Source organism: Curtobacterium sp. MCLR17_042 (assembly GCF_003234695.1).
GTDB classification, from domain to species: domain Bacteria; phylum Actinomycetota; class Actinomycetes; order Actinomycetales; family Microbacteriaceae; genus Curtobacterium; species Curtobacterium flaccumfaciens.
In genome coordinates, this window is record NZ_QKTD01000014.1 from 1 (window position 1) to 18,910 (window position 18,910).

Below are 18,910 nucleotides of genomic sequence, written 5' to 3' on the forward strand. Positions count from 1 at the left end.
AAGTACCACGAGGTGGGGCCGACGCGGTTCTGAGGTGCGCGGCGCGGGGGCGGGGCGCGGGGCGGCGCGAGTTTTCGCGGTGAGCGACAGTTCTCGCGCTCGTGGGCCCGAGGAATGTCGCTGAGCCCGAAACTCGGGCGCCGCCCGCCGCCCGCCGCCCGCCGGGTGCGCGTCGCTGGCCGCTACGCCCAGCCGAGCTCGTGCAGCCGCGCGTCGTCGATCCCGTAGAAGTGGCCGATCTCGTGCACGAGGGTGGTGTGCACCTCGTCCTTGAGCTCCTCGACGGTGTCGCACTCGGCCAGGTGCTGCTTGCGGAACACCACGATGCGGTCGGGCAGCTCGCCGAAGCCGTACTGCCCGCGCTCGGTGGCCGCGATGCCGTCGTACACGCCGAAGAGCTCTTCGCCGTTCTCCGGTTCGTCCTCGACGACGAACACCACGTTGTCGAGCCCGTCGACCATCTCGTCGGGCAGCAGGTCGAGTTCGTCGGTCACGAGTTGCTCGAACGCGTCGGCGGACATCTCCATCACGGGTGGATCGTCCCACACCGCGCTGATCACTCGCGGCTCACTACTCGTGGCTCACCACTCGCGGCGAAGCCGCACGGCGCCGGAGGTGCCCGGAAAAACACTGAGGGAGAGCCCCGGTTGCGTCACACGCAACAGGACTCTCCCTCGACTGGGGTGAATAACGGGTCTCGAACCCGCGACCTCCTAGACCACAACCAGGCGCTCTACCAACTGAGCTATATCCACCATGTTCGAACCGGCGGACCGGCGCGACCACTCAATAGTAGTACATGCGAGACGGGGTGCGGACCACCCGTGTCGCTACTCGGCCGCGGGCTGCGCCAGCCGTGACTCCCACTTCGCCACGACGTCGGCCTGCACGGCACGCACGTCGTCGGTACTCGGGCCGGGCTCGGCGACGAAGCCGGCGCGGCGGTAGTACTCGAGCTCGCGGATCGACTCGAGGATGTCCGCGAGGGCCCGGTGCCCACCGTGCTTCTCCGGCGCGTTGAAGTACACGCAGGGGAACCAGCGGCGGCAGAGCTCCTTGATGCTCGACACGTCGACGCTGCGGTAGTGCAGGTGCCCGTCGACCCGCGGCATGTACTTCGACAGGAACGCACGGTCGGTGCCGATGGTGTTGCCGGCGAGGGGGGCGGAGCCCTCGGCGGGGACGTGCTCGAGGATGTACTCGAGCACCTGGTACTCGGCGTCCGCCAGGCTCACGCCGTTCGGGATCTCGTCGATGAGCCCCGAGGTGACGTGCATGTTCGTCACGAACTCGTTCATGTTGTCGAGCGCCGACTGGTCCGGCTTGATGACGATGTCGAACCCGGGGTGCACGGGCTCGAGGTCGAAGTCGGTGATGACCACGGCCACCTCGACGAGTTCGTCGACCTCGAGGTCGAGGCCGGTCATCTCGCAGTCGATCCAGACGAGGCGGTCATTCGCGGTTGCCATGTCCCCGATCCTATTCCCGCCCTGCGTTCGTCCCGTACGTGCAGCTGCGCCCGCCCAAGCCGACCCACCCTTGTGCGCCCGTTCCGTGCGTCGGATGCGCGAGCGGGCGAAATGCCGCGGTCGCCCTGCGGGCGCACCCGGGTGTTCCGCCCGCTCGTCCGGGACGCGAGCCGCATGCGGTGGAGGCGACCGCCTGGAGGCCCGGGGCGACCCCGGCAGGCCGCCCCGCGCCTCCAGGCGGTCGCCCTTTACCCCGCCTGCCGCGCCGATCCCGCCTCATCACCACGAGCGGGCGAAATGCCGCGGCCACCCGGCGGACGCACCCGGATGTTTTGCCCGCTCGCCGACTGCGGCCGCGCTGCGGTCGCGGCTCCGCCCGCCCGCGTCCAGCCGAGCGGGCGAAATGCCGCGGTCGCCCTGCGGACGGACCCGGATGTTTCGCCCGCTCGTCCGGGACGCGAGCCGCACACGGTATAGGCGACCGCCTGGAGGCCCGGGCGACCCCGGCAGGCCGCTCCGCGCCTCCAGGCGGTCGCCGTCTACCCCGCCTGCCGCACGGTTCTCGCCAGCCCCGCGCGAGCGGGCGAAATGCCGGCGTCGCTCTGCGGTCGAGGCCGGGCATTTCGCCCGCTCGCGGGTGGAGCGTGGAACGAGGGGCGAGGGGCGAGCGAGCGCACGCGCGGACGCACGAACGGGCGAAATGCCGGGGTGCCCACGGGGGACACTCCGGCATTTCGCCCGTTCGTGGAGAAGTGGGGGAAGGGGGAAGGCGCCCGCAGCCCCGGCGGCTAGGCCATGTCGCCGGCGGTGATGGCCTCGGCCTCGACGCGCTCCGGCTCGGGACCGTCGTCGACGCGGCGCAGGACCCTGGTGGTGCAGAGGATCACGACGAAGGCGACCGCGACGGATGCACCCGCGAACACGTACGCGGCCGAGGGGGAGTACGCGTCGGCGAGCAGGGTCGCGACGGGCGGGGCGATGGCGCCGCCGATGAAGCGGACGGCGGAGTAGGCGCTCGAGGCGACCGAGCGGGGGAGGTCGGTGGCCTCCATGACGCACTCGGTGAGCACGGTGTTCAGGACACCGAGCACGAGGCCGCCGATGACGACGCAGATGATCAGGCCGACCTGGGACCGCACGACGAGGGCCGCGGCGAACAGGTCGAGCGCGAGCAGGGGCAGCGCGATCTTCAGCACCGTCGTCCTCCGGAGACGGGCGGTGAGCATCGGGGCGACCCACACCGACGTGATCGCGAGACCGACACCCCAGCCGAAGAACGTGAACCCGATGCCGAGTGCGCCGAAGCCGAGCGGGAACGGCGTGTACGCCAGCAGGACGAAGAAGCCGATGTTGTAGAACAGCGCGGTCGCGGCCAGTGCGGCGAGTGCCGGACGGGTCAGGGCGCGGAAGGGTGCGGAGAGCTTCGTCGGCGTGGGCTTCTCGAGGCTGCCGGTCTTCAGCAGGGCGACGATGGCGATGAACGCGACGGCCATCAGGGTCGTGACGCCGAAGAACGGGCCGCGCCAGCTCACCGAGCCGAGCAGACCTCCGACGAGGGGACCGACGGCGATGCCGAGGCCGAGCGCTGCCTCGTACAGGATGATCGCCGAGGCGGTGCCGCCGGACGCCGCCCCGACGATGGTCGCGAGCGCGGTGGAGATGAAGAGCGCGTTGCCGAGGCCCCAGCCGGCACGGAAGTCGATGATGCTCCACACGCTGTTCGACGTTGCCGCGAGCACCGAGAAGAGCACGATCAGGGCGAGTCCGATGAGCAGGGTGCGCTTCGCGCCGATGCGGCTGGAGACCCAGCTGGTGAAGAACATCGCGACACCGGTGACGGCGAGGTAGCTCGTGAAGAGCAGCTCGGTCTGCGCGGGGGTCGCCTTGAGGGACGCCGCGATCGCCGGGAGGATCGGGTCGACGAGGCCGATGCCCATGAACGCGACGACACAGGCGAAGGCGATCGCCCAGACCGCGGACGACTGCTTGAGGATGGAGCCGGACTGGCCGGCGGGTGCGTGGGCGTTCACGCGGGGATCTCCGTTCCGTTGGGGGTTGTCCGGGTGCGCTGGGCGATCAGGTTCGCCGCGTGGTGCAGGACGTCCCAGTCGTCGTCGGTCAGGTCGGCGAACAACGGACCGACCGTGCTGGTGAGGGTGGAGCGCCAGGAAGCGAGCCGTTCGCGTCCGGCCTCGGTGAGTTCGATGAGCTGCCCGCGGGAGTCGTCCGGGTCGACGCTGCGGCTGACCAGGCCGTCGGCGAGCATGCCGGCGACGAGTCGGGTCATCGTGGGCTGCGCCACACGGGAGGCGGTGGCCAGTTCACCGAGTCGCAGGGGTTCGTCGGTCTCGAGGATGCCCAGCGTGCGCCAGACCGCGGTGGACGTGGTGTTGCCCGTCGACTGGACGGCGCTGCGGATCAGGCGGTTGACGGAGACGAGGAGGGTCTCGATCGTCTGCTCACGCGGTGTTTCCATAGCTGAACTATATAGCCGTGCTATGCATAGCGCAACGACGGGCTCGACAGACTGCACCAGCCGCCGCCTGGTAGAAGGGAGGCATGAGCGACATCACCATCCACGAAGGCGACGAGTACACCGCGATCTTCCACGGCGGCCCCTTCGACGGCACGACCGACACCCGCACCGCCACGAGCGACGCGCTGGACGACGAGGTCACGGTGTTCGCCGACGTCGAGGGCCTGCAGACGGCCTTCACCTACCGCGCCACCAAGTCCCGCCAGGTCCTCGACCAGATCTCGGTCGAGTTCACCTACGAGCCCAGCGAGTCCGACCCGGTCGACGACCTGCAGGACCGCGGCGACCGCAGCGGCGAGTTCGACCGGGAGTAGAACCCCCACCCGCCGCGTTGCAGGACCACATGCAGCTCGACCTCTGGACGTCCGCCTTCTGTGCGCCGTGCGCCGCCGCCCGCCGGGTGTCGGCCGAGGCGTCGGCGCTCGTCCCCGGTCTCACCGTGACCGAACGCGACGTGGCGGCGCACCCCGACGACGCGGAAGACCTCGGTATCCGGTCGACGCCCACGATCATCGTGCGGCAGGACGACGGCACCGAGGTCTTCCGTTCACCCGGCGTCCCGACCCGCGACCAACTCCTGCTCGCGGTGGCCAAGGCGCTCTGAACGCGCCGCGGCCCGCGCCCCCGCACGCTGCGACGTCGGCGCCGCCACCACCACGGGCTCCGGCGGATCGACCAGCGCCCGCACGCGTCGCGCCAGGCGCTTCGCGCCCCGGATCGGCGCCCCGATGCCCAGTGCCACCAGCCCGAGCGGGCTGCGATCGGCCCCACCGAGGGCGTTCTTCCGCTCCCACGCGCGGCGCAGCACCCCACCGCGACTCCGCCGTGCCGGCGCCCGGTCCACCAGCGTCCCGGCGTCCCGTCGGGCCATGAGCTCCACGAGCCGGTGCTGCCAGTCGTCCTCCGAGGCCGGGTGGAAGTAGTTGTCCCGCATCCACTCCGGCCGGACGACGCCGAACCGTCCGTCGACCAGGTCGACGGCGTCACCCTCGAGGCCGCTCCCCACGAACACCTCGTTGATCAGGTGCCGCCCGATCCCGAAGTCGGTCAGCGTGAGCGCGGGCACGCCCCGTGCCGCCGCCTCGAGCACCGCGGTCGAGCTGATCGTCACGAGCGCCACCGCACGGTCGAGGTGCTCGGCCATCGGCCCGCTCTCCACCACGAGGTTGGTCGGCGCGTCCGCGGGCACCAGGTCCGGGTACGGGTGCTCCTCGCGGTGCGTCTGGTGCTCGCCGGCCGCAGCGCGCGTCTTGATGACGACGCGCCACTCCGGGTGCGCCCGCGCCGTCTCGACGAGCCACCGCACGACGAGGGCACGGTCGGCCCGCTCGAACGGCACACTCGGCTGTGCCGCGAAGACGACGGAGTCGCCGCCGGTCGCGCCGGCACCCCGCGCGAACGGCAGCGTGGCGAGCGCGAAGTGCGGCTCGACCCCGCCCTCGCGCGCCATCTCCTCGTACGCGCGGACCTCGCGGTGGCTGTGCAGCACGAACAGGTCGGCCCGGGCACGGAAGAAGATGCCCTTCCACTTGGACGGGAACGAGATCCCCGGCAGCCCCGACACCAGCACCGGCCGGTCCGGGATCCGCCGGTGCACCTCGTCGATCAAGAGCTCGGCCACCGGTCCGATCAACGACACCAGGACGGCGTCCGGCGGGTCCTGTCGGAGCTCCTCGACGACGGCGTCGACGTCCTTCGGGGCGGGCGGTTCGCGGTGCAGGTGGGCGAGGCGCCGGTCCAGCCCGCGGAACGCCGACCGCAGCTGCTTCGGACTCGCCGACCTCGGGGTCGCCACGGTGCGCAGCTCCAGGTCCCAGTCCGCCGGGGCGCTCGCCAGCAGGTGGGCGCCCCACTTCGCGAACGAGTCGGTGTCGACCAGGCCGACCACGCGTCGGACGCGTGGTGACGCGTCGGACGGGAGGCGCGCCTCCCGTCCGACCGTCGACCCACTGCCGTCAGCCGGCGCTTCCAAGGCGCGGGTCCCGTCGACCGGGCCGGTCACGCGCCGACGCGACGCAGCTTCGCGAGCGGTGCCTGCTCGACGACGGTCGGATGGGGACTGCATGCGCTCACGCGCCGACGCGACGCAGCTTCGCGAGCGGTGCCTGCTCGCCGGGGAAGATGCGCTTCACGCCGTCGCCGAGGGCGGTCTCGATGATGCGGATGTCGCGGGCGAGCGTCTTCAGGCCGTGCGGCTCGAGCGACGCGGCGTGGTCGGATCCCCACATCGTGCGGTCGAGCGTGATGTGGCGCTCGACGGCCGTGGCACCGAGGGCGACCGCGGCGATGGAGATCTGCAGGCCGGGCTCGTGGCCGGAGTACCCGACGGGGACGCCCGCGTAGCGGTGGGCGAGGGTGTCGATCATGCGGAGGTTCGCCTCCTCAGCCGGCAGTGGGTAGGTCGACGTCGCGTGCATGAGGACGAGGCGGTCGGTGCCGAGGGCCTCGACGGCGGCGTCGATCTGCTCGAGCGTGGACATGCCGGTCGACAGGATGACGGGCTTGCCGGTCGCGGCGACGGCGGCGAGCATGCCGAGGTCGGTGACGGACGCCGAGGCGATCTTGTACGCGACGACGTTGAGGTCCTCGAGGAAGTCGACCGACGGCTCGTCCCACGGCGACGCGAACCAGTCGAGCCCGCGGAGGGTCGCGTGGTCGCCGATCTCGATGTACTGGTCGCGGTCGAACTCGACGCGGTAGCGGTACTCCAGGTAGGTCATGTCGCCCCACGGGGTGCTGCGCGGGGTGTTCTTCATGTGCTCCGGCGTGGAGATCGCGGGGGTGCGCTTCTGGAACTTCACGGCCTGCAAGCCCGCGTCGGCAGCGACGTCGATGAGCTGCTTCGCGATGTCGACGTCGCCGTTGTGGTTGAGGCCGATCTCGCCGATGAGGTACGCGGGGTGGCCCGCGCCGATCGTGGACGTACCGATGGTGACGGTCATGGTGCTCCGTTCGGTGCGGGGGTGGCCCGCGTCGGGGATGGGTCTCGGGTCGTGGTGGGGGCGGGCGCTTCGGCGAGGGCTTCGGCGAGGGCCAGGTCGGCCTCGTCGTCGATGTCGATCGCGCCGGCGCCGTCGACGACGGCCAGCTCGACGCGGCCGTGGAACCGGTGCCGGTTCTCGAGGAACCCCGCCGTCCGCATCACGTAGAAGGCGCCGGTCTCGCGGTACTCGGGCTCCCGGTCCTGGCGGCGGGGCCTGGTCGCAGCGTCGTGGTTCACCGCCACCGCGGTGCCGTCCGGGGCGGTCCGCCACAGGAACGCGTGCGACGGCGTGGCGGCGAACACCGCGTCGGCGTGCCCGTCGACCACGCGCGCGACGGCGGCGTCGAGGTCGGCCGGGTCGATGAAGGGCGAGGTCGCCTGCACGAAGACGAGGACCTCGGGCAGCGGCGTGCTGATGGCGTCGAGGACGTGCAGCAGGGCGGACTCCGAGGACGCCTCGTCACCGGCGAGCTCGGCCGGGCGGCGGACCACGGTGGCACCGGCGGCGACGGCCTCGGCAGCGATGGCGTCACCGTCGGTCGTGACGACGACCTCGTCGATGCGGGCGGCACGTCGTGCCGAGTCGACCGCGCGACGGACCAGCGAACGACCCGCGACCGTGCGCAGGTTCTTGCCGGGGATCCCCTTCGACCCGGCACGTGCGGGCACGACGGCGAGGACGGAACCGGTGGTGCGCATGCTCCGGACGCTACGAAGCGCGGGTGTCGCGGAGGGGAACGGGGAGCAGACGGCGGCCGACCGTTGGGCGACCGCCGGGTCCTGTCACGGCGACGCGGCGGGGCGCGCATCGAGCGTCCGGTGGCTGCTCGCCGCTACAATCGACGCTGCTCGCCTCCGTAGCTCAGTGGATAGAGCAGGTGGTTTCTACCCACCGTGCCGCGGGTTCGATTCCTGCCGGGGGCGCCGAAGACGAACAGGGCCGCCATCCTCTCCGGATGGCGGCCCTGTTCTCGTCGTGCGGGTGGTTACTCGTCGTCGTCCGCGGCGCGGCGTCGGAGTTCGGCGGCGCTGATCGGCTGCGTGTACGGCGCCTCCGAGGTCTCGTTCGCGTCGGCCGGCTCGGCAGGGGCCTGGTTCAGACGCGTCGGGACGGACGTGGTGTTCGTCGCGCCGGGGGTGTCGACCCGGGGTGCCGATGCGGGCGGGACGTCGTTCGCGGGCGCCCGGTTGACGTGGGCGTCGGCCGCGGTGGGCGTCGCGACCGGGCGGTCGGACGAGGACGGACGGTCGTTCCGCGCTGCGCGGTCGGTGTCGCCGAAGGTGCGGGTGGCGCTCGCGTCGCCGAAGGCCCGCGTGGCGCTGTCGTCGTCCACGACCTCGGTGTCGTCCGTGCCGCGGCCCTGGACGGAGCGGGCGGGCGAGGTCGGGGTGCCGAGCGCCGGACGGACCGGGGGTGCAGCCTCGTCGTTGCCGTAGACGCGAGTGGTGTTGTCACCGAAGGAGCGCGTGGCGTTCTGGTCGGCGCTGCCGCGGTTCGGGTTCGTGCTCGCACCACGGTTCACGGAGAACGACGGGGTCGTCCCGCCGGCGGCACCGGCAGACGCAGCGGGCGCGGCAGCACCGGCTGCGGCAGCGGTCGGCGCCGGAGGAGTCGAGGGTGCGGACGCGGGGCGCTGCGCCGGACGCAGCGAGGTCGTCGTCGGGGTGGGACGCTCGGCGGGAGCAGCCGCAGCCGGAGCCGCCGCCGGGGCCGGCGCCGGGGCCTGTGCGGGTGCCTGCGTGCGCGGGGCCTCGGCCTGGTCGGCGTTCCAGTCCTGCTGGCGCTTGATCAGGTCGGCGTCGGGGTCCGGGGACTCGAACTTCCAGCGCTCGAGGTCGGCCTTGAAGAGCTTGCGCGCACGGCTCGGTCGCGCCTGCCAGTCGAGCAGGCGGTCACGGAACTCGGCGAGGGACTGGTCCGCCTGGAAGCTGAACGTCGACGAGTTCTTCTTGATGTCGGCGATCTCGTGCTGGGCCCAGTTCGCGGCCAGCGGCGCACCCTGCACGGGGAGCAGGCGCAGCCGGATGTCGGCGTCCTCGGCGAGGTGGTCGGCGTAGGCGCGCTCGTCGTGTCCGAGCGATCCCCATGCCGCTGCCTTGCGCGCAGCCGTCAGGATCGCGGCGACGGCCGCGTTCTTCGATTCCCGCTCCTGGAGCGCCATGACCCGCTTGGTCGCGCTGCGCCCGATGAGCGCTGCGATGACGCCCGCCACGACGATGGCGACGAAGGGGATCACAGCGCCCGAGAGCACCCGCCAACCCGTGTCGGACGAAGTCCAGTCGGTCAGGTCGTTCCACCAGTCCATGCGCGCACCATACCCACGGAACGGTCAGGCGTCGGGGAGGCCGGACGGCGTTCCGTGCATCCCGGTGCAGATGATTCCAATGTGGAACATCATGACCAGCGCAGGGTGTCCACGGCGTCGTCGGCGGACCACACGCTCGGCAGCTCGACGAACCGGCGCTCGGTCGCGACGTACCGGCGGGCACGGTAGGCGGTGTCGCCGGCGACGTCGATGCGGTCGACGTAGCCGACGATCTCACCGTTGGCCCGGGTGACCCGGCTCAGGTCGTCGCGGACGTCGAGGATGCGGTAGTCGCCCCGGGCGCGGGCCAGCGGGACGGTGCGGATCCGCAGTGCGGGTTCGGTGATGGTCTGCATCGCTGGCCTCCTGGTCGGTGTGGTGCCGACGCTACGGGGGACCACCGACACGCCGAGGGGCAACGTCCGATCTGGGGAACAGGGTCCCCGCGCACACTGTTGTGGAGGAACGACGGGGCTGCACGGGCAGCCCGGAGAGAGGTTGTGGCCATGACCACGTTCGTGCTCGCAGGTGGATGTTTCTGGTGTCTCGACGCCGTGTACCGCACGCTCCAGGGTGTGCAGGACGTGGTGTCCGGCTACGTCGGCGGACGGGTCGAGGAGCCCTCGTACGAACTGGTGTGCACCGGGACGACGGGGCACGCCGAGGCGGTCGCGGTGACGTTCGACGAGTCGGTGATCCCGGCCGACGTGATCCTCGACGTCTTCTTCACGCTGCACGACCCCCGGCAGCTGAACCGCCAGGGGGCCGACGTCGGCACGCAGTACCGCTCGGCGATGTTCCCGGCCGACGACGCGCAGCGCGAGCTGTTCGAGCGCGCGATCGAGCGGGCGTCGGACATCTGGGACGGCGGCATCGTCACCACCATCGAGCCGCTCTCGACGTTCTACACGGCAGAGGAGTACCACCAGGACTTCTTCGCGAAGAACCCCGGACAGGGCTACTGCCTCGCAGTCGCGCTGCCCAAGGTGAACAAGGTGCGGAAGGCCTACAGTCAGTACATCCTGGCGTCCTGACCCCGGGGCGGCAGGGCCACGAGGAGGTGGTTCGAACATGACGGACAACACGGGAACCTGGGTCGCGATCGGTCCGGCCGGAGCAGTGGGCAGCATCCACCGCGCGGCGGACGGGTTCCAGGTCGAGCTCTACGGACGACGACGGGCGGGCGGGCCGTACCCGTCCCTCGAGTCCGCGAAGGGCGCGGTCCACGCCGCGCTCGGACCGTTGGCCGCCCGGCCCGAGTTCCGAGCGCACTGACCGGGTCCGGACAGGAGGCCCGGGGGACTCGTCCTCCACAGGTCACCTGATCGGGTCCGCACGCCACAGATCGAGCCCGGGGTCGCTGACGCGGCCCCGGGCTCCGTGACGATCGACCCATGAACGACATCATCACCGTCTGCGGAATCGTCGCCACCGAGCCCCGGCACCTCGTCACCGAGACCGGCATCGCCATCACGAGTCTCCGACTCGCCTCACCCTCTCGTCGCTGGGACCGGGCCACCGCCGCCTGGGTCAACGGCGCCACCAACTGGTACACCGTCACGGCGTTCCGGTCGCTCGCGTCGAACGTGTACAAGTCCCTGAAGAAGGGCGACCGGATCGTCGTCGCCGGCCGGGTCCGCATCCGCACGTGGGAACGCGACGGTCGCGGCGGGACCTCGGTCGAGATCGACGCCGACGGCATCGGCCACGACCTGGCGTGGGGGATCAGCAACTGGCTGCGGGTGCCGCGGCAGGTCGGCGACGGCACCTCGGGGCAGGGTGGCCTGCGCGGGGTGGACCCCCGCACCGGCGAGGTCCGCGACCCGGCGGGGCACGGCGCTGGTCACGGGTCCGACCACGGGGCGGAGCCGGACGGCTCGCACGACCACGCACCGGCGACCGAGCACGGTCCGGACGGTGACAGCGACGGTGACGGTGACGGTGACGGCGACGTCGACGGAGTCCACGGGGCACCGCCGCTCGGCGACGGCGAGGAGCCCGCGGGGCCGTCCGAGCACGTCCTCGAACAGGACGCCGCCCCCTGGGACCCCGCGCCGCCCCTCGACGACCACGCCCACGACGCCGAAGCGGCCTGACCCGCACGCCGACCGGAGTCAGGGTGCGGATCAGGCCGCCGGGTGCGCGTGCGGTTCACCGCGTCGCGTCGGTCACCACTTCTGGGCGATCATCCCGATGCCGGAGACCTGGGCGGTGTCCCAGTTGCCGCCTCGGGGCAGCCCGGTCACGCGGCCGTCGATCTTGAAGCTGGCGCCCTGCACCCGCGGGCTGTTCGTCTGCTTCGCCTTCAGCCCGTGGAACGAGAAGCTCGTGTCCCACTTGCCGTTCAGGCCGGTGTTCGACTTGCGGTCACCGACCGTGATGCGGGTGTTCTGCACCGTCGAGTGCACGACGTCACCGTTCAGGCGGGCGTTGGCCTCGGCGTTGAAGAACAGGCGACCGTCGAGGTTGAGCTTGAGGGTGCCGATCGTCTTGTGGTTCACGATCATCGTCGCGACGTCGTTCTTGTACCAGCGCATGCCGATGGGCGTGAGCTTGTTGGTGGCCAGGCCCAGGTAGCCGTAGGTGAACTTGCCGTTCTGCACGCGCTCCCAGATGTAGCGCGGCTTGCCCTTGCTCTGCGGGGAGCCCTTGTCCGACTGGATCCCGAACGAGTAGGCGTTGTTGTGGGCGTCGTGCACGTTGATGTACGACGAGTAGCCGGTGCCCGTGCCGTTGGCGCTGATGCTCGCCGTGTACAGCAGGTAGGGGCTGCCCTTCGGCACGGCACCGGCGGCCGATGCCGGCGACACCGGGGCGATGAGCGCGACGGTGAGTGCGATCGCTCCGACGAAGGGGAGCGCGAGGCGGCGGAGCCGCGACGGGGTCGTGGTCGTGTGCGTGGTCATGGTCCTCGTCCTGTCCGTGGTCCTGATCCTGGTCCTCGTCGTGGTGGGCGACGGGCCCGAGGTAGCGGGGTGAGGCCAAGCTACGTCGTCCGTGTCGCGAACAACAGGCTTGTTCGTACAGGTGCGGGAAGCGGCGATCCGGCGTCGGGCGAGCGGTGCTCCGGCGGTGTCACTACACTTGGGGCCGATATGGCTGAGTACATCTACCAGATGGTCCGCGCCCGCAAGGCGGTCGGCGACAAGCTGATCCTCGACGACGTCACGATGTCGTTCCTCCCCGGTGCCAAGATCGGCGTCGTCGGACCGAACGGTGCGGGCAAGTCGACGATCCTGAAGATCATGGCGGGTCTCGACCAGCCGTCCAACGGCGAGGCGAAGCTCACGCCGGGCTTCAGCGTCGGCATCCTCATGCAGGAGCCGGAGCTCGACGAGAGCAAGACCGTGCTCGAGAACGTGCAGGAGGGCGTGGGCGAGATCCACGGCAAGCTCGCGCGCTTCAACGAGATCTCGGCGCTCATGGCCGAGCCGGACGCCGACTTCGACGCGCTCCTGGCCGAGATGGGCACCCTGCAGGAGGACATCGACGCCGCCGACGCGTGGGACCTCGACTCCCAGCTCGAGCAGGCCATGGCCGCGCTGCAGTGCCCCCCGGGGGACGAACTCGTCACCCACCTGTCCGGTGGTGAGAAGCGCCGCGTCGCGCTCTGCAAGCTGCTGCTCCAGAAGCCCGATCTGCTCCTCCTCGACGAGCCCACCAACCACCTCGACGCCGAGAGCGTGCTCTGGCTCGAGCAGCACCTGCAGCAGTACCACGGTGCCGTCCTCGCCGTGACCCACGACCGGTACTTCCTGGACCACGTCGCCCAGTGGATCGCCGAGGTCGACCGTGGCCGCCTGTACCCGTACGAGGGCAACTACTCGACCTACCTCGAGAAGAAGCGTGCTCGTCTCGAGGTCCAGGGCAAGAAGGACGCCAAGCTCGCGAAGCGCCTGTCGTCCGAGCTCGACTGGGTCCGGAGCAACACCAAGGGCCGTCAGGCGAAGTCGAAGGCCCGTCTCGCCCGCTACGAGGAGATGGTCACCGAGGCCGAGCGCACCCGCAAGCTCGACTTCGAGGAGATCGTGATCCCGGTCGGCCCGCGTCTGGGTTCGCAGGTCATCGACGCCGAGCACCTGCGCAAGCAGTTCGGTGAGCGCGTCATCATCGGCGACCTGTCGTTCACGCTGCCCCGCAACGGCATCGTCGGCGTCATCGGCCCGAACGGTGTCGGCAAGACCACGCTCTTCAAGACGATCGTCGGCCTCGAGCCCCTCGACGGCGGCACGCTGAAGATCGGCGACACGGTCGACATCTCGTACGTCGACCAGAGCCGTGGTGGCATCGACCCGAACAAGAACCTGTGGGAGGTCGTGTCCGACGGACTCGACTACATCCAGGTCGGCAAGACCGAGATCCCGTCCCGCGCCTACGTGTCGCAGTTCGGCTTCAAGGGCCCGGACCAGCAGAAGCGCGCCGGCATCCTGTCCGGTGGTGAGCGCAACCGTCTGAACCTGGCGCTGACGCTCAAGCAGGGCGGCAACCTGCTGCTCCTCGACGAGCCGACCAACGACCTGGACGTCGAGACGCTCGGCAGCCTCGAGAACGCCCTGCTCGAGTACCCCGGTTGCGCCGTGGTCATCACCCACGACCGGTGGTTCCTCGACCGCATCGCCACGCACATCCTGGCGTGGGAGGGCCTCAACGAGGACGGCACGCCGAACTGGTACTGGTTCGAGGGCAACTTCGAGGCCTACGAGGAGAACAAGATCGAGCGCCTCGGCGCCGATGCCGCGAAGCCCGGTCGCGCGACGTACCGCAAGCTCACCCGCGACTGACCCTCGTGGCGAGACTGCACGCTCCCATCCGCATGCGGTGGAGCGACATCGACGCCTACGGTCACGTCAACAACTCCGCGATGCTGCGCCTCCTCGAAGAGGCGCGCATCGTGGGGTTCTGGGGTGCCGATCCCGGTGAGGACCCCGACGGCGACCTGCCCGAGCCGATCATCGACGGTCGGCCGGGTTCCGGCACCATGACGGTGATCGCCGGCCAGCGCCTCGAGTACCTGGCGTCGATCCCGTACCTCCGCCAACCGCTCGACATCCAGATGTGGATCGGGCGGCTCGGAGGCGCGAGCATCGACGTTTCGTACGAGGTCTGGTCGCCGGTGGGGCAGCACCCCGCCGTCCTGTACACCCGGGCGACGACGGCACTCGTGATGGTCGACGCGGCGACGAACCGTCCGCGTCGACTGACCGACACCGAGCGTGCCGCGTGCGAGCGCTACCTCGAGGAGCCGGTGCAGTTCAGCCGGCCGTAGGCACCCGCATCATGCCCTCCTGGGCGACGGTGGCCAGCAGCTGCCCGTCGCGGGAGAACATCCGACCGAACGCGAGTCCCCGTCCGCCCTGTGCGCTCGGGGACTCCTGCGTGTACAGGATCCACTCGTCGGCGCGACCGTCGCGGTGCCACCACATGGCGTGGTCGAGGCTCGCGCTCTTGACCCCCGGCGTGCCCCAAGCGACGCCGTGCCGCCGCATGATCGGTTCGAGGATCGACAGGTCGCTCGCGTACCCGAGCACCGCACGGTGGAGCGCCGGGTCGTCCGGCAGGTCGCCCTGCACCCGGAACCAGACCGCCTGGTGCGGCACGTGCTCGCCCTGCACGTCGACGAACACCGGCCCCTCGACGTGTCGCAGGTCGATGGACCGCGCGGCCCAGGCACGTGCGACCGGGTGGTCGATCGCGGACAGGATCGACGCGGCCGACGGCAGGGACTCCGGGTCCGGGGTGTCCACCGGGTACGGGTCCTGGTGCTCGATGCCGGTGTCCGGCACCTGGAACGACGCGATCATCGAGAAGATCGGAACACCCCGCTGGTACGCCTGCACACGTCGGGCCGCGAACGAACGACCGTCGTGGATGCGCTCGACGCCGAAGGTGATCGGCACGTCGATGTCGCCGGGCCGCAGGAAGTAGCCGTGCATCGAGTGGACGTCGCGTCCCTCGATCGTGCGCTGTGCGGCGACGATGCACTGCGCCAGCACCTGCCCGCCGAACACCCGTCCACCGGGGGACCAGTGGCTGGCACCGGTCAGGATCGTCTCGCCCGTGCTCGCGCCGGTGTCCTCGAGTCGCAGGGTCCGCAGGAAGTCGGGTTCGCCGTTCACGCTGTGCAGTCTACGAACGGCCGCCCGACCCCGTCGCAGGTCGCCACGCCCAGGTGCTGCGGCATCGACGGCCGGTAGGATCGGGGACGACATGGGCAACTTGTTCACGCTTCCCGACGCCGCCTCACTCGGTGACCTCCGCACGTACCTCGGACGTGCCGCCCGGATCGAGGACGGCTCGGTCCGGCTCATCGCCGACTCCGGCGTCCTGGCCGTCTACACGGCGATCCTCTACCCGCTCGGGCTGCTCGACGAACTGCCGACGGTGCTCGGCCTCCGCACGTTCTCGCTCACCGAGCCGGCGTCGATCGACACCGTGGTCCCGCTGCAGTCGCTCCTCGAGCGTCTCCGCCTGCTGGCCGAGGCGCAGGACGCCGAACACGCCGAGGGTGCCGACCCGACGCGGGCCACCCCGATCGAGGTCGAGCTGCCGCACGAGGTGCACACCGTGACGTGGGCGGCCATCTCGCCGCCCCGCGGTGGCTGGGTCCCGCTGCCGGACGTCTCACCGGAACTCCTCCGCCGCGCCACCCGCGACGGCATCGCCGAGGTCGCCGACGCCGTGCCGTCCAACGCCGGCGAGGCCATCGTCCGACGGATCCGTGCCGAGGTCTGGGGCCGACCGGTCCCCGGCGTCGAGCACCTGCCCGCCGGTGCGGGCTTCGCGGGGGAGAGCCTCGGGTTCCTCGGGCACGACCCGGTCCGGCTGTTCGAGACGGGTCCGTGGAGTCGACTCACGACGTCGCGCGGCCACGTGCTCGTGAAGCGCCGCGCCTGGACCCTGAGCTCCTAGCGACGCCGACAACGACGACCACGCCGCCCGGCCGCCGTGGTTGGCTGGCCGCATGCACGTCTTCCTCACCGGTGCGTCCGGCTACATCGGCTCCTCCGTCCTCCGCTCCCTCGTGGCCCACGGCGACGAGGTCACCGCGCTCGTCCGCTCCGACGAGAAGGCCCAGCACGTCCGTGACGCCGGTGGCCGGGCCCTGGTCGGCGACGTCACCGACACCGACGTCGTCGAACGCCTGCTGCACGAGAGCGACGGCGTGGTCCACACGGCATCGGCGCCCGGCGTCGACCCGGACTTCATCCGCACCGCGATCGGTGCCCTGGCCGGCACACCGAAGCCGTTCGTGCACACCGGCGGGATCTTCACCTTCGGTGACTCGACGGACATCTCGGAGCAGTCGCCGATCGACCCGCCGGCGTTGACCGCCTGGCGCGGACCGAACGAGGCCCTGCTGCGGGGGAGCGACGTGCGGAGCACCATCGTCGCCCCTGGCATCGTGTACGGGCGCGGCGCCGGCATCCCGGCGATGTTCGTCAGCGACGGCGAGCAGCCGGTGCAGCTGGTGGGCGACGGCTCGCAGCGGTGGACGACGGTGCACGTCGACGACCTCGGCGAGCTCTACGTCCTCGCGCTGCACCGCGGCGAGCCCGACGGGTACATCGTCGCCGCGACCGGCGACAACCCGACCGTCCGGCAGATCGCCGAGGCCGGGGCCCACGGAGCACCGGTCGTCGCCGAGAGCATCGACGCGAGCCGCGAACGGCTCGGGCGGGACTTCGCCGACGCCCTGCTGCTGCACCAGGAGGCGTCCGGCGCGCACGCCCGGTCGGCGTTCGGCTGGCGGCCGTCGCGGCCGTCCCTGGTCGAGGACCTCGCCTCCGGCTCGTCCGTGCGCTGAGACGCGCTGCCCGAAGACGCCGGCGTCCCGCGGGAACGAGAACGCGGGAACCGGCGGACGGGAGGCCCGTGGCGGCGCCGCCACGGGCCTCCCGTCAGCCGCTCGCGACGATCACTGCACGCCGGCGTCAGCGGAAGACGCCGCGGGAGCGTCGAGACGCCGCCGGATTCGGCGGCGTCTCGACGACACGACGGCGTGTGCCGGGCGTGTGTCAGTCGAAGGTGTTCGTCATCGCGTGGGCAGCGCGGTCGAGGTAACCCCAGAGCTCGGCTTCGTCGAGGGGCGCGAGCTCGAGTGACTCGACCGCCTCGTGCATGTGGTGGAGCCAGCGTTCCCGGGCCTCGGACGTGATGCGGAACGGGTTGTGCCGCATCCGCAGGCGGGGATGGCCGCGCTGCTCGCTGTAGGTGCCCGGGCCGCCCCAGTACTGCTGCAGGAAGGCGGACAGGCGCCAGATCGCACCCTCGAGGTCGTCGGCCGGGTACATCGGCCAGATGACCTCGTCCTGCTGCACGCCCTCGTAGAAGCGCCGGACGAGCCGGTCGAAGGTCGGGGCGCCGCCTATCCGCTCGTACAGCGACCCGGTGGCCGAGGCGCCGTGCTCCCCGACGCGCAGGGTGATCGGCTGCGCCGGGACGCCGACCGAGCCGGGCATCCCTGGAGCACCGGGCATGCCGAGCGAGCCGCGTGCTCCGGGCCCGCCCGTGCCGCTCGGGAGTGTGGGGTCGGTCATCGGGGGTCCTTCCCGCTGTCGGGGTCGTCGGTGCGGATCGGCTGCCCGAGGATGTTGCGCTTGGGACGCCGGGGCTTCGTGGGGGCCGGCGTCGGCTGGGTCCGGACGGTGCGCAGGCCGTTGATCGAGGTGGCGTTCTCCCAACCCTCGGGCATGATCATCGCCATCGCCGGCAGGGTGATGCCGATTTCGTCGACCGCGTGCTTCAGGCGGGTGCGGAGCTCCCGGCCGACGACGTCCAGCTCGGACGCGCGGGTCTTCACGACGAGGCGGAAGACCATGCCGGCGTCGGTGATCGACTGCAGGCCCCAGATCTCGGGCTTCTCGACGATCCGCTGCCGCCAGCGGGACTCCTGGGACATCGTGACGGCGGCCTTGAGCAGGGCGTCCTGCACGGCGTCGATGTCGGTGTCGTAGGGCACGGTGATGTCGACGAGCACGCGCGACCAGCCCTGCGACAGGTTGCCGACGCGCAGGATCTGGCCGTTCGGCACGAACCACAGGATCCCGTTCACGTCGCGGATCTGCATGACGCGCAGCCCGACGTTCTCGACGACACCGGTGGCCTGCCCGGTGTCGACGACGTCACCGACGCCGGCCTGGTCCTCGAGGATCATGAAGATGCCGGACAGCAGGTCCTTCACGATGGACTGGGCGCCGACGGCGAGGCCGGCTGCGACGAGGGACGCACCACCGACGATCCCGACCGCGGCGTTCGGGAGGACCTGCGGGATGATCACGGCCAGGGCGATGATGACGACTGCGACGGTCGCCAGGTTCTCGAGCACGCTGCCGAGCGTCCGGGTTCGCTGCACCACCCGCGCGGTCTGCACGGGTGAGGCGATGAGGGCCTGGGTATCGGCGGCGCCCTGACGCTTCTTGACGCCGTTCACGATGCGGTCGACGACCTGTTTGATCGTGCGCCGCAGGATCAGCCGGACGACGATGGCGACGAGCACGGTCACCACGATGACGATCGGCACACGCCAGACGGTGACGAACTCGGTGAAGGAGCTCGACATCCACTTGGACGCGTCGTCGGTCGAAGCAGCGAGGAAGATCATCCGGACGATCGTAAA

22 protein-coding genes and 2 tRNA genes are annotated in these 18,910 nt (G+C 71.0%); 10 read left to right on the plus strand and 14 right to left on the minus strand.

Annotated features, from left to right (window positions below):
* Positions 1-182 precede the first annotated feature (182 nt).
* From DEJ02_RS13625 to DEJ02_RS13645, 5 genes are all read right to left on the minus strand, one after another.
* A complete protein-coding gene (locus tag DEJ02_RS13625; RefSeq protein WP_111033437.1) occupies positions 183-527 on the minus strand; it encodes a metallopeptidase family protein in 345 nt (114 codons plus the stop codon).
* 152 nt (positions 528-679) lie between these two features.
* A tRNA-His gene (locus tag DEJ02_RS13630) sits at positions 680-755 on the minus strand.
* A gap of 75 nt (positions 756-830) precedes the next feature.
* The gene (gene orn, locus DEJ02_RS13635; protein ID WP_111033438.1) at positions 831-1,469 is read right to left on the minus strand and encodes an oligoribonuclease; all 639 of its coding nucleotides are present in this window, start codon (positions 1,467-1,469) and stop codon (positions 831-833) included.
* A gap of 788 nt (positions 1,470-2,257) precedes the next feature.
* A complete protein-coding gene (locus DEJ02_RS13640; RefSeq protein ID WP_111033439.1) occupies positions 2,258-3,499 on the minus strand; it encodes an MFS transporter in 1,242 nt (413 codons plus the stop codon).
* Positions 3,496-3,945, minus strand: coding sequence for a MarR family winged helix-turn-helix transcriptional regulator (locus DEJ02_RS13645; RefSeq protein ID WP_111024208.1), 450 nt, complete (start codon positions 3,943-3,945; stop codon positions 3,496-3,498). The genes DEJ02_RS13640 and DEJ02_RS13645 overlap by 4 nt, the downstream gene beginning before the upstream one ends.
* A gap of 83 nt (positions 3,946-4,028) precedes the next feature.
* On the opposite strand from DEJ02_RS13645, the gene DEJ02_RS13650 reads away from it, so the two are divergent.
* Both DEJ02_RS13650 and DEJ02_RS13655 read left to right on the plus strand, forming a co-directional pair.
* On the plus strand, positions 4,029-4,319 hold the full coding sequence (locus tag DEJ02_RS13650; protein WP_017886051.1) for a hypothetical protein: 291 nt from the start codon (positions 4,029-4,031) through the stop codon (positions 4,317-4,319).
* A 29-nt stretch (positions 4,320-4,348) separates the two neighbouring features.
* A complete protein-coding gene (locus DEJ02_RS13655) occupies positions 4,349-4,609 on the plus strand; it encodes a thioredoxin family protein (RefSeq protein ID WP_027464648.1) in 261 nt (86 codons plus the stop codon).
* Here the strand turns inward: DEJ02_RS13655 and DEJ02_RS13660 are convergent.
* The 3 genes from DEJ02_RS13660 to DEJ02_RS13670 form a co-directional block, all read right to left on the minus strand.
* Positions 4,553-6,007, minus strand: a complete 1,455-nt coding sequence (locus DEJ02_RS13660) for a DUF6716 putative glycosyltransferase (RefSeq protein ID WP_146249291.1) — start codon at positions 6,005-6,007, stop codon at positions 4,553-4,555. The two genes, DEJ02_RS13655 and DEJ02_RS13660, sit on opposite strands and share 57 nt — an antisense overlap.
* A gap of 67 nt (positions 6,008-6,074) precedes the next feature.
* Complete coding sequence (locus tag DEJ02_RS13665) at positions 6,075-6,947, minus strand: N-acetylneuraminate synthase family protein (RefSeq protein WP_071405510.1); 873 nt, start codon at positions 6,945-6,947, stop codon at positions 6,075-6,077.
* On the minus strand, positions 6,944-7,687 hold the full coding sequence (locus DEJ02_RS13670; RefSeq protein ID WP_111033441.1) for a cytidylyltransferase domain-containing protein: 744 nt from the start codon (positions 7,685-7,687) through the stop codon (positions 6,944-6,946). The genes DEJ02_RS13665 and DEJ02_RS13670 overlap by 4 nt, the downstream gene beginning before the upstream one ends.
* A gap of 152 nt (positions 7,688-7,839) precedes the next feature.
* Between DEJ02_RS13670 and DEJ02_RS13675 the strand changes: the two genes are divergently transcribed.
* A tRNA-Arg gene (locus DEJ02_RS13675) sits at positions 7,840-7,912 on the plus strand.
* A 62-nt stretch (positions 7,913-7,974) separates the two neighbouring features.
* On the opposite strand, the gene DEJ02_RS13680 is transcribed toward DEJ02_RS13675, so the two are convergent.
* Together DEJ02_RS13680 and DEJ02_RS13685 are read right to left on the minus strand one after the other, a co-directional pair.
* Entirely contained in the window at positions 7,975-9,294 is a 1,320-nt protein-coding gene (locus DEJ02_RS13680; protein WP_111033442.1) for a hypothetical protein, read from the minus strand.
* Positions 9,295-9,383: 89 nt separating this feature from the next.
* Complete coding sequence (locus DEJ02_RS13685) at positions 9,384-9,650, minus strand: hypothetical protein (RefSeq protein WP_017886047.1); 267 nt, start codon at positions 9,648-9,650, stop codon at positions 9,384-9,386.
* A 150-nt stretch (positions 9,651-9,800) separates the two neighbouring features.
* Here DEJ02_RS13685 and msrA point away from each other — a divergent pair, with 150 nt between their 5' ends.
* The 3 genes from msrA to DEJ02_RS13700 all read left to right on the plus strand — a co-directional run bounded on the left by msrA (position 9,801) and on the right by DEJ02_RS13700 (position 11,390).
* Complete coding sequence (msrA, locus tag DEJ02_RS13690) at positions 9,801-10,328, plus strand: peptide-methionine (S)-S-oxide reductase MsrA (RefSeq protein WP_111033495.1); 528 nt, start codon at positions 9,801-9,803, stop codon at positions 10,326-10,328.
* Positions 10,329-10,365: 37 nt separating this feature from the next.
* Positions 10,366-10,569 (plus strand): hypothetical protein, encoded by a 204-nt coding sequence (locus tag DEJ02_RS13695; RefSeq protein WP_027464651.1) that lies wholly within the window; start codon positions 10,366-10,368, stop codon positions 10,567-10,569.
* A gap of 119 nt (positions 10,570-10,688) precedes the next feature.
* On the plus strand, positions 10,689-11,390 hold the full coding sequence (locus tag DEJ02_RS13700; RefSeq protein WP_111033443.1) for a single-stranded DNA-binding protein: 702 nt from the start codon (positions 10,689-10,691) through the stop codon (positions 11,388-11,390).
* 72 nt (positions 11,391-11,462) lie between these two features.
* Here DEJ02_RS13700 and DEJ02_RS13705 read toward each other — a convergent pair whose 3' ends face one another.
* On the minus strand, positions 11,463-12,200 hold the full coding sequence (locus DEJ02_RS13705) for a hypothetical protein (protein ID WP_111033444.1): 738 nt from the start codon (positions 12,198-12,200) through the stop codon (positions 11,463-11,465).
* Positions 12,201-12,389: 189 nt separating this feature from the next.
* Between DEJ02_RS13705 and ettA the strand changes: the two genes are divergently transcribed.
* Both ettA and DEJ02_RS13715 read left to right on the plus strand, forming a co-directional pair.
* Positions 12,390-14,075, plus strand: coding sequence for an energy-dependent translational throttle protein EttA (gene ettA / locus DEJ02_RS13710; protein ID WP_111030561.1), 1,686 nt, complete (start codon positions 12,390-12,392; stop codon positions 14,073-14,075).
* A gap of 32 nt (positions 14,076-14,107) precedes the next feature.
* Complete coding sequence (locus DEJ02_RS13715) at positions 14,108-14,560, plus strand: thioesterase family protein (RefSeq protein ID WP_071405517.1); 453 nt, start codon at positions 14,108-14,110, stop codon at positions 14,558-14,560.
* Here the strand turns inward: DEJ02_RS13715 and DEJ02_RS13720 are convergent.
* The gene (locus DEJ02_RS13720) at positions 14,547-15,410 is read right to left on the minus strand and encodes an acyl-CoA thioesterase II (RefSeq protein ID WP_111030580.1); all 864 of its coding nucleotides are present in this window, start codon (positions 15,408-15,410) and stop codon (positions 14,547-14,549) included. The two genes, DEJ02_RS13715 and DEJ02_RS13720, sit on opposite strands and share 14 nt — an antisense overlap.
* A gap of 91 nt (positions 15,411-15,501) precedes the next feature.
* Here DEJ02_RS13720 and DEJ02_RS13725 point away from each other — a divergent pair, with 91 nt between their 5' ends.
* Together DEJ02_RS13725 and DEJ02_RS13730 are read left to right on the plus strand one after the other, a co-directional pair.
* Positions 15,502-16,203, plus strand: coding sequence for a hypothetical protein (locus DEJ02_RS13725; protein WP_111033445.1), 702 nt, complete (start codon positions 15,502-15,504; stop codon positions 16,201-16,203).
* A gap of 52 nt (positions 16,204-16,255) precedes the next feature.
* On the plus strand, positions 16,256-17,098 hold the full coding sequence (locus DEJ02_RS13730) for an NAD-dependent epimerase/dehydratase family protein (RefSeq protein ID WP_111024198.1): 843 nt from the start codon (positions 16,256-16,258) through the stop codon (positions 17,096-17,098).
* Between the two features lie 211 nt (positions 17,099-17,309).
* On the opposite strand, the gene DEJ02_RS13735 is transcribed toward DEJ02_RS13730, so the two are convergent.
* Positions 17,310-17,771 carry a globin gene (locus DEJ02_RS13735; RefSeq protein ID WP_241660472.1) on the minus strand — a complete coding sequence of 154 codons (462 nt, stop codon included), beginning with the start codon at positions 17,769-17,771 and terminating at the stop codon, positions 17,310-17,312.
* Positions 17,772-17,827: 56 nt separating this feature from the next.
* Entirely contained in the window at positions 17,828-18,895 is a 1,068-nt protein-coding gene (locus tag DEJ02_RS13740) for a mechanosensitive ion channel family protein (RefSeq protein ID WP_111033446.1), read from the minus strand.
* Between the last annotated feature and the right edge of the window lie 15 nt (positions 18,896-18,910).